Origin of the sequence: Streptomyces sp. NPDC001222, from assembly GCF_042896945.1 — a bacterium.
In the GTDB taxonomy this organism is placed as follows: Bacteria; Actinomycetota; Actinomycetes; order Streptomycetales; family Streptomycetaceae; genus Streptomyces; species Streptomyces gibsoniae.
This window is the reverse complement of sequence record NZ_JBIAXT010000074.1, coordinates 1-10,329: the sequence shown is the minus strand read 5'-3', so window position 1 is coordinate 10,329 and position 10,329 is coordinate 1. Positions and strand designations below refer to the sequence as shown.

The window sequence follows — 10,329 nt, the reverse complement described above, 5'->3', positions numbered from 1 at the left end:
CTTACGGCCTTGGGCCACCGTCCGCACCTTGCGGATCTGGAACTCCATCGCACCCCTTGGGCTGGGGTGTTGCGACGACTCCTAGAACTCAAGCACCGCCGACGGGGCCTTTGCGCTGTCCGGAAGCGCGTGCCGGACTGTCCGGAGCCGGCCGTCGCCGCCCCACTCGGGACCGCGCGCTCAGCACGCCCGTCTGAACAGTTCGTATAGCGAACATGACTATCCGGGCAACGAACCATTTCCAGCCAACTTCTTGATGCGATCCTGACAATCCTGGCGCTCTCTGCCACGCTTCCCACGGCCACCTCACAGCAACCCCACAGCTTCGCCGCCGTGCCGTGGCCCGTCACCTTCATGCACCTGGTTCCGCGTTCCGCCTTTGTTCTGCCCGGACGGGCGACCCTCCGTCCGGTCTCCCCTGGCCGCGCGACCCGCGGCCACGCAGAAGGAGTCAGTGTTGAGAAGCAGTTCCTCTCGCAGACGCACCTCCCACACCCCCGCCCGCCGCGCCGCGGCCGTCGCCCTCGTCGGCGTCTCCGCCCTGCTGGCCGCGGCCGTCCAGTCGGGCGCCGCGAGTGCCGTCCCGGTCAGCCTCCAGGCGGGGAAGGTCAACCTCGCCCATATGGCCATGAAGCTGTCCCCCTCGCAGCGCGCCGAACTCCTGCGCGACGCCGACACCGCGAAGGCGGACACCGCCCGGGCGATCGGCCTCGGCGCCCAGGAGAAGCTGGTCGTCCGTGATGTCGTGAAGGACGCCGACGGCACCGTGCACACGCGCTACGAGCGCACCTACGCCGGCCTCCCGGTGCTCGGCGGCGACCTCGTGGTCGACACGGCCAGGTCCGGGCAGACCCAGCGGGTCATCAAGGCCACCTCGGCCACCATCAAGGTCGCCACGCTCACGCCCGCCGTGACCGCCGCCACGGCGGAGCAGAAGGCGCTGTCCGTCGCGCGGGCCGAGGGCTCGAAGAAGACCGACGCCGACCACGCGCCGCGCAAGGTGATCTGGGCGGCGAACGGCACGCCCACCCTGGCGTACGAGACCGTGATCGGCGGGTTCCAGGACGACGGCACCCCGAACCAGCTGCACGTCGTCACCGACGCCGCCACCGGCAAGGAGCTGTTCCGGTACCAGGGCATCGAGACCGGTGTCGGCAACACCCAGTACAGCGGCCAGGTCACGCTGACCACCACGCAGTCCGGCTCGACGTACACGCTGAACGACGGCTCGCGCGGCGGGCACAAGACGTACAACCTCAACCACGGCTCCTCCGGCACCGGCACGCTGTTCTCCCAGTCGAACGACACCTGGGGCAACGGCACCACGTCGAACGCCGCGACCGCGGGCGCGGACGCCCACTACGGCGCACAGGAGACCTGGGACTTCTACAAGAACACCTTCGGCCGCAGCGGCATCAAGAACGACGGCCAGGCCGCGTACTCCCGCGTGCACTACGGCAACTCGTACGTGAACGCGTTCTGGGACGACAGCTGCTTCTGCATGACCTACGGCGACGGGTCCGGCAACGCCGACCCGCTGACCGCGCTGGACGTGGCCGGCCACGAGATGAGCCACGGCGTCACCGCCAACACCGCGGGCCTGAACTACTCCGGCGAGTCCGGCGGCCTCAACGAGGCCACCTCCGACATCTTCGGCACGGGCGTGGAGTTCTACGCCAACAACTCGTCGGACGTGGGCGACTACCTCATCGGCGAGAAGATCAACATCAACGGCGACGGCACCCCGCTGCGCTACATGGACAAGCCCAGCAAGGACGGCTCGTCCAAGGACAGCTGGTACTCGGGGCTCGGCGGCCTCGACGTGCACTACTCTTCCGGCCCGGCGAACCACTTCTTCTATCTGCTGAGCGAGGGCAGCGGCGCCAAGGTCATCAACGGTGTCAGCTACAACTCGCCCACGGCGGACGGGCTTCCGGTCACCGGTATCGGCCGGGACAAGGCGCTGCAGATCTGGTACCGGGCGCTCACCACGAAGTTCACCTCGACCACCAACTACGCGTCGGCCCGCACCGGCACGCTGGCGGCGGCGGGCGAGCTGTACGGCACCACGGGCGCCGAGTACAAGGCCGTGCAGGACGCGTGGGCGGCGATCGCGGTCGGTTCCCGCTCCGGCGGCGGCTCCGGCGGCGGCACGTCGTACGAGAGCACGACCCCGGTGTCGATCCCGGACAACGGACCGGCGGTGACCTCGTCGATCACCGTGAGCGGCCGTACCGGCAACGCGCCGAACAACCTCCAGGTGACGCCGAACATCACCCACACCTGGCGCGGTGACCTGGTAATCGACCTGATCGGCCCCTCGGGCACCGCGTACCGGCTGAAGAACTTCAGCTCCTCCGACTCCGCGGACAACGTGACCGACACCTACACGGTCAACGCCTCGTCGGAAACGGCCAACGGCACCTGGAAGCTGAAGGTCCAGGACCAGGCGGCTCAGGACGTCGGCAAGATCAACAGCTGGAAGATCACCTTCCCGTAACCCGCAGTTCAGAGCGCCTCAAGCAGGGCGCCGTCCCGGAGGTTCGAACCTCCGGGACGGCGCTCGTTCACATTTCCGAAACATTAACCAGCCAATCGACTTTGAGCCAACATCACTTTGGGCTCCTGACATGTACGCGCCCCTAATGGGACCCTTCCACCACCCGCCGCACGAGCACAGCAACTTCACATCCCTTCCGGCCGGCAACCCCACGCTGGTCGGTCTCCCCCACATAAGGAGCTTGTGTGACTCCCCGCTACGCGCGTCACCAGCGCACCACTCTGGTCATAGCGACCGCCGTCGCCGCCGGAGCGCTCCTCACCACCGGCCTGTCCACCGGCGCCTCCGCCCAGACCGGGTCGGCCGCCGCCAAGGCCCCCCTCGCCGCCGCCCCGACCGCCCTGTCCGCGTCGGCCCGTGTCACCCTCGTGAGGGAGGCGCAGGCCAACGCCTCGGAGACGGCCCGGCAGATCGGCCTCGGCACCAAGGAGAAGCTGGTCGTCAAGGACGTCGTGAGAGACGTCGACGGCACGGTGCACACGCGCTACGAGCGCACCTACGCCGGCCTCCCGGTGCTCGGCGGGGACCTCGTGGTCCACACCTCGAAGGCCGGCAAGGCCGAGGGCGTCACCAAGGCGACCAAGTCGGCGATCAAGGTGGCCTCCCTCAAGCCGCAGATCACCGCTGCGAAGGCGGAGAAGCAGGCCGTGAGCACCGCCAGGTCGCTGGGCTCCGCCAAGTCCGCCGCCGACGGTGCGCGCAAGGTCATCTGGGCCGGCTCCGGCAAGCCCGTCCTCGCCTACGAGACGATCGTCGGCGGTCTCCAGGACGACGGCACCCCGAACCAGCTGCACGTCATCACCGACGCCGCCACCGGCAAGGAGCTGTTCCGGTACCAGGGCATCGAGAACGCGAACGGCACCGGCAAGACGCTGTACTCGGGCACCATCAGCCTCACCACCACCCAGTCGGGCTCGACGTACAACCTGACCGACGCCTCGCGCGGCAGCCACAAGACCTACAACCTGGCCCGCAAGACCTCCGGCAAGGGCACCCTGGTCTCCGGCTCGACCAACGTCTTCGGCACCGGCACCGCCTCCACCTCCTCCTCCGACCAGACGGCGGCCGCCGACGCCGCCTACGGCGCGCAGGAGACCTGGGACTTCTACAAGAACACCTTCGGCCGCAGCGGCATCAAGAACGACGGTGTCGGCGCCTACTCCCGCGTCCACTACGGCAGCGGCTACGTCAACGCGTTCTGGGACGACAGCTGCTTCTGCATGACCTACGGCGACGGGTCCGGCAACGCCGACCCGCTGACCTCGCTGGACGTGGCCGGCCACGAGATGAGCCACGGTGTCACCGCCAACACTGCGGGCCTCGACTACAGCGGTGAGTCCGGCGGCCTGAACGAGGCCACCAGCGACATCATGGGCACCGGCGTGGAGTTCTACGCGAACAACGCCAATGACCCCGGTGACTACCTCATCGGCGAGAAGATCAACATCAACGGCGACGGTACCCCGCTGCGCTACATGGACAAGCCCAGCAAGGACGGCGGCTCGGCCGACTCCTGGTCGTCCTCCGTCGGCAACCTCGACGTGCACTACTCGTCCGGTGTGGCGAACCACTTCTTCTACCTGCTGTCGGAGGGCAGCGGCGCGAAGACGATCAACGGCGTGAGCTACAACTCGCCCACGTCCAACGGCTCCACGGTCACCGGCATCGGCCGGGACAAGGCGCTGCAGATCTGGTACAAGGCGCTGACGACGTACTTCACGTCGACGACCAACTACAAGTCCGCCCGCGCGGGCACCCTCTCGGCGGCCTCGGCCCTCTACGGCTCCAGCAGCACCGAGTACAAGGCGGTGGCGGCGGCCTGGTCCGCGGTCAACGTGAACTAGCCACGAACAGAGCACCACAGCGGCCCCCGGCGGGAAGGCGACGCCGGGGGCCGCCCTACGCTGGGGACCATGTCCTTCACGTACGAGGATGTCGGCGCGACCCGCGACGGCCACTGCCCCGAGGGGTTCCGCCCCCTGCACGTCCGCGCACGTATCGGCGAGGGCGAGGAGGTCTTCCGCCGCGCGGCCGAGGCCCTCCTCACCTGGCAGCTGCACCGGGCGCTGGGCGTCGGCCTCCTGGCCGGCGCGGACCGGGCGGCCCCCGGCATCGATGTCACCCTCTCCCTGGCCGGCGTGATCAAGGCCCCCTGCCGGGTGGTCTGGACGGTCGAGGAGCACCGCCGCGCCGGCTGGGCCTACGGCACGCTGCCGGGGCATCCGGAGTGCGGCGAGGAGGCCTTCGTCGTGGACCGCACCGGCGACGGCACGGTCTGGCTGACGATCACGGCCTTCAGCCGCCCGGCCCGGTGGTACACGAAGGCGGGCGGCCCGGCGGCCCGAGGCCTTCAGCAGGCGTACGCCCGACGCTGCGGAGCGGTTCTGCGCAAGCTGTGCGCGGACATCCCGCAGGACTGACACCTCCCCGGCGGCCCGCACAACCGTGGCGCTTCGCCGCGCCCGCCCCGCCTCTCTCGCCGGACGGCGGTTTCGGCCTGCCCGACGGACGGCTCCGACGCCCGTGCCACGACCGGGACATCGTCCTGCGCGCGCATCCGTCGCGGAAACGGGAAGCGTGAACGCGGCCATCAGAAACGACAAATGGGGCCAAGCGCGTGACTTAACGCACGCCCTGACCTGCCCTCGTCCTCGCCCTCGGACCTCGCGCTCGACCGGAACGGCCCGCTCCCCCCGGAGCGGGCCGCCGTCGTCGTCAGCGCAGCAGTACTCCCGGTGCCTCCGCCAGTTCCTCCGAGGGGACCGTGAGCAGGCCCAGTTCCGCGCTCGAGGCCAGGAGGGGGTGGGTGGGGAGGATGCGTACGGTGTAGCCGAACGGGCCCGTGCGGTCCAGGGACAGCGGGCCCTCGTACAGCCAGCGGCCCTCCAGGTCCGGGCCGCCCGCCGGTTTCAGGGCCGTCGCCGTCGCGTCCGCGATGCGGTCGTCCGCGTCGACCCGGCCCGACACCGCCTGGACCTCCACGTCGTCGGGCGTCAGGTCGCCGAGCCCCACCCGGACCCGCAGCGCGAGCGTCGCGCCCAGCTCCGCCGTCGACGTCGCGGCCGTCGCCTCGACATGGTCGACCGTGACCGCCGGCCAGGCCGCCCGCACCCGCGCCTTCCAGCCCGCGAGCTGCCCCGCCGCGTTCGGGGTCATCGCCCGGTGCGCGTGCGCCGCCGGGGTGTACAGCCGCTCCACGTACTCGCGCACCATCCGCCCGGCGAGCACCTTGGGACCGAGGTTCATCAGGGTCTGGCGGACCATCTCGATCCAGCGGTCGGGCAGCCCGTCCTGCCCCCGTTCGTAGAACCGCGGGGCCACCCGCCGCTCCAGCAGGTCGTACAGCGCCGCCGCCTCCAGCTCGTCGCGGCGGTCCTCGTCCGTCGCGGCGCCGTCCGCCGTGGGGATCGCCCAGCCGAAGTCCGGCTGGAACCACTCGTCCCACCAGCCGTCCAGGACCGACAGGTTGAGGCACCCGTTGAGCGCCGCCTTCATGCCGCTCGTCCCGCACGCCTCCAGCGGCCGGAGCGGATTGTTCAGCCACACGTCGCAGCCGGGGTAGAGCTTCTGCGCCATCGCCATGCCGTAGTCGGGGAGGAAGACGATGCGATGACGCACCCGGGGGTCGTCCGCGAACCGCACCAGCTCCTGGACCAGCCGCTTGCCGCCGTCGTCCGCCGGGTGCGCCTTGCCCGCCACGACGATCTGGAGCGGGCGCTCCGGGTGCAGCAGCAGCTCCATCAGGCGGTCCCGGTCGCGCAGCATCAGGGTCAGGCGCTTGTACGACGGCACCCGGCGGGCGAAGCCGATGGTCAGCACGTCGGGGTCGAGCACCCCCTCGACCCAGCCGAGCTCCGCCGTTCCCGCGCCGCGCTGCCGCCAGGACGCGTACAGCCGCTCCCGCACCTCCAGCACCAGCTGTTCGCGCAACACCCGGCGCAGGTCCCAGATCTCCTGGGCCGGGATCTCCGCGATGCCGTCCCAGCGCTCGCGCCCGCCGACCGTCATGGCGTCCTCGGTGCGCTCCGCGCCGATCTGCCGCGCCCCGAGCCGGAACACCTCCGGTGCCACCCAGGTCGGCGCGTGCACCCCGTTGGTCACGGACGTGATCGGCACCTCGTCGGGGTCGAAACCCGGCCACAGACCGGAGAACATCTCCCGGCTGACATGGCCGTGCAGCAGCGAGACACCGTTGGCGCGCTGGCCGAGCCTGAGGCCCATCACCGCCATGTTGAACAGGTTGGGCTCGCCGCCCGGGTAGGTCTCCATGCCGAGCTGGAGGACCCGCTCCACCGCGATGTTCTCCAGCTCCGCGCCCGGTCCGAAGTGGCGGGCCACCAACTCCCGGTCGAAACGGTCGATCCCGGCCGGGACGGGGGTGTGGGTGGTGAAGACCGTGCCGGCCCGCACCGCCTCCAGGGCCGCGTCGAAGTCCAGGCCCCTCGCGCACAGTTCCGCGATGCGCTCCAGTCCGAGGAAGCCGGCGTGGCCCTCGTTGGTGTGGAACACCTCCGGTTCGGGGTGCCCGGTCAGTCGGCAGTACGTGCGCACCGCGCGCACCCCTCCGATGCCGAGCAGCATCTCCTGGAGCAGCCGGTGCTCGCTGCCGCCGCCGTAGAGCCGGTCGGTGACGCCCCGCTCGCCGAGGTCGTTCTCCTCCACGTCCGAGTCGAGCATCAGCAGCGGCACCCGGCCCACCTGGGCGAGCCAGATCCGGGCCAGGAGCCGGCGGCCGCCGGGCAGTCCCAGGGACACCCGGGCGGGGGTGCCGTCCGGCTCGCGCAGGGGTGCCAGGGGCAGTTCGTGCGGGTCGAGCACCGGATAGTGCTCCTGCTGCCAGCCGTCCCGCGAGAGGGTCTGCCGGAAGTAGCCGTGCCGGTACAGCAGGCCCACGCCGATCAGCGGGACCCCGAGGTCGCTGGCCGCCTTCAGATGGTCGCCGGCGAGGATGCCGAGGCCGCCGGAGTACTGGGGCAGCGCGGCGGTGATGCCGAACTCGGGCGAGAAGTAGGCGACGGCGGCGGGCAGATCGGTCCCGGAGGAGTGCGCCTGGTACCAGCGCTCGCCGCTCATGTAGTCGGCCAGATCGCCGGCGGCCGCGGCGAGGCGGCGCAGGAAGCGGCGGTCCTCGGCCAGCTCCGCCAGCCGTGCCGGCGGCACGCTACCCAGCAGCCGCACCGGGTCCCCGCCCGAGGCGGCCCAGTGCTCGGGGTCGACGGACTGGAAGAGGTCGCGGGTCTCGGAGTGCCAGGACCAGCGCAGATTGCGCGCGAGGTCGCTGAGCGGGTGGAGAGGTTCGGGGAGGACGGGTCGGACGGTGAACCTGCGGATGGCCTTCACGAGTTCCACCTTCACGTAAGGGCGTACGCGGTGTGTCTCCCCCGACGGTACGCCGCGTGGCGACGGTGCGTTCGGCTTACCGCCGGTTCGCGCGCGTCACGCGCCAGAGGTCCGTACCTGTGGCGGGCACGACCGATATGGCCGATTCCGCCCCGCCGGGCGGCCTTGTGGCGGTTCACACCGCACGAGAGGCTGCCCACCGGCGTACCGGTCGGCAGTGGTTCGGGGGCGTGGAGGGTCCGTGGTCGCCGTACGCCGAGTGGAGGAGGGGAACGCACACCATGGCACGGAAGAGAACCGCACGTCTGCGCTGGGCGGGCTGCCTCACCGCGGTCACCACGGTGGTGGCGCTCTCGGCCGCCGCCGAGCCCGCGCACGCCGCACCGGAGGGAATGGTCCTCGGCGCCGGGGCACCCGGCTCCGTCCGCGGCAGCTACATCGTGACGCTCAAGGGGGGAACGAGGGCCGGGTCGGCGGCCGGCGAGGGCATCGCGAAGAAGTACGGGACGAGAATCGGCCACATCTACGGGACGGCCCTCAACGGGTACGCGATACGGGCCGACGAGCGCCAGGCCCGGCGTCTCGCGGCGGACTCCCGGGTGGCCTCGGTGGTCCAGGACAGCCGGGTCTCGCTCGACGCGAGCCAGAAGAACCCGCCGTCCTGGAGCCTGGACCGCATCGACCAGCCCCGTCTCCCGCTCGACGGGAGCTACACCTCCCCCGGCCCGGAGGGCGCGGGCGTGACGGCGTACGTCATCGACACCGGCATCCGTATCTCGCACAAGGACTTCGACGGCCGGGCGAGCTACGGCTGGGACTTCGTCGACGGCGACGGGACCGCCGCCGACGGCAACGGGCACGGCACCCATGTGGCCGGCACCATCGCGGGCACCGTCTACGGGGTCGCCAAGCGGGCGAAGGTGGTCTCGGTGCGCGTCCTGGACGACCGCGGCTCCGGCACCACCGCCCAGGTCATCGCCGGTATCGACTGGGTGACCCGGCACGCGCACAAGCCCGCGGTCGCCAACCTCAGCCTGGGCGGGCGGGCCAACGCCCAACTGGACGCGGCAGTGCGCGCCTCCATCGCCTCCGGGGTCACCTATGTGGTCGCGGCGGGCAACGACGGACTTCCGGCCGTCCGGTACTCCCCCGCCCGGGTCCCCGAGGCCGTGACGGTCGGCGCCGTCGACCGGACCGACACCCGGGCGCCCTTCTCCAACTGGGGCCCGGGATTGGACCTGTTCGCCCCCGGTGTGGGGATCACCTCCGACGCGTACACGAGCGACACCGGCCACACCACCCTGTCCGGTACGTCGATGGCGACCCCGCACGTCACGGGTGCGGCCGCGCTGTATCTGGCCCGTCATCCGAAGGCCACCCCGGCCCAGGTGGGCCAGGCACTCGTCCGGCAGTCGTCGTCCGTGGACGTCACCGAGGCCGGCTCCGGCTCGCCCGCCAAACTTCTCCGGGTGGACCGCCCTTGAACTGCCGTTCACCGGGCACCCGTACTGTTACCGGCCTCGCCCCCGCGGGCGGGGCCGGTCACTTTCCCTCGTCCGGATGCGGCCGGTCTTGAAGGTAGACATACGCGTGAGTAGTTAACAAAGTGCCGGAATGCCCACCCGCACATGATGGGAAGGCTCCCCCGGTAGACCCGCCGGCCACCTTCCGACACCTCATCCGCCACCCACGCTGACGCGGACAGGAGCGGTCATGCCCCCGACGCACCACTCGCCGACACCCACGGCACCGGGCACCGGCGCCTCCCCTTCCAGGACCTCAGACGCCGGTCCCCCTGGCCCCCGGACACCCTCGGCGGACCAGGGACCGGCCCCGGGCCTCGCCCTCGGACGCATCCCCGTCCTCGACGTACGCCCCCTCGTCCTCCAGGGCCGCCGCCCCGCCAAGGCGGTCGTGGGCGAGGAGTTCGAGATCTCCGCCACCGTCTTCCGCGAGGGCCACGACGCCGTCGCCGCCCATGCCGTCCTCACCGATCCACAGGGCCGTCCCGGTCCCCGGATCGCGATGCGTGAACTCGCCCCCGGCACCGACCGCTGGGGCGCCACCGTCTCCGTACCCCGGGAGGGCAACTGGACCTATGCCGTGGAGGGGTGGGGCGATCCGGTCACCACCTGGCGGCACCATGCCACGATCAAGATCCCGGCGGGCATCGACACCGAACTGGTCCTGGAGGAGGGCGCGCGGCTGTACGAGCGCGCGGCCGCCGGGGTCCCGGAGCACGAGGGCTCCGGTGCGGTGCTGCTCGCCGCGGCCGACGCCCTGCGCGACACCGGCCGCCCGGCCGCCTCCCGGCTCGCGGCGGCGCTCACCCCTGAGGTGGAGGGTGTGTTGGGGCGGTTTCCGTTGCGGGAGTCGGTGACGTCGTCGGTTGCGTTGCCGTTGCTGGTGGAGCGGGAGCGGGCGTTGTT

The 10,329-nt window shown here is 71.2% G+C and carries 6 protein-coding genes; 5 read left to right on the top strand and 1 reads right to left on the bottom strand.

The annotated features are described in order from the left end of the window. The first annotated feature begins 457 nt into the window (after positions 1-457). The 3 genes from ACFY2Z_RS41280 (at position 458) to ACFY2Z_RS41270 (ending at position 4,980) form a co-directional block, all read left to right on the top strand. Positions 458-2,500, top strand: coding sequence for a M4 family metallopeptidase (locus tag ACFY2Z_RS41280; protein WP_390749139.1), 2,043 nt, complete (start codon positions 458-460; stop codon positions 2,498-2,500). Positions 2,501-2,745: 245 nt separating this feature from the next. Next, positions 2,746-4,404 (top strand): M4 family metallopeptidase, encoded by a 1,659-nt coding sequence (locus ACFY2Z_RS41275; protein ID WP_390749138.1) that lies wholly within the window; start codon positions 2,746-2,748, stop codon positions 4,402-4,404. A gap of 69 nt (positions 4,405-4,473) precedes the next feature. Then, positions 4,474-4,980, top strand: a complete 507-nt coding sequence (locus tag ACFY2Z_RS41270; protein ID WP_390749137.1) for a DUF1990 family protein — start codon at positions 4,474-4,476, stop codon at positions 4,978-4,980. Between the two features lie 295 nt (positions 4,981-5,275). Here ACFY2Z_RS41270 and ACFY2Z_RS41265 read toward each other — a convergent pair whose 3' ends face one another. After that, on the bottom strand, positions 5,276-7,900 hold the full coding sequence (locus ACFY2Z_RS41265; RefSeq protein ID WP_390749136.1) for a glycosyltransferase family 1 protein: 2,625 nt from the start codon (positions 7,898-7,900) through the stop codon (positions 5,276-5,278). A 281-nt stretch (positions 7,901-8,181) separates the two neighbouring features. Here ACFY2Z_RS41265 and ACFY2Z_RS41260 point away from each other — a divergent pair, with 281 nt between their 5' ends. Then, positions 8,182-9,384, top strand: coding sequence for a S8 family peptidase (locus ACFY2Z_RS41260; protein ID WP_390749135.1), 1,203 nt, complete (start codon positions 8,182-8,184; stop codon positions 9,382-9,384). 229 nt (positions 9,385-9,613) lie between these two features. Further along, positions 9,614-10,329, top strand: a 716-nt coding sequence (locus ACFY2Z_RS41255) for a maltotransferase domain-containing protein (RefSeq protein WP_390749134.1), incomplete at its 3' end; no start/stop codon positions are given.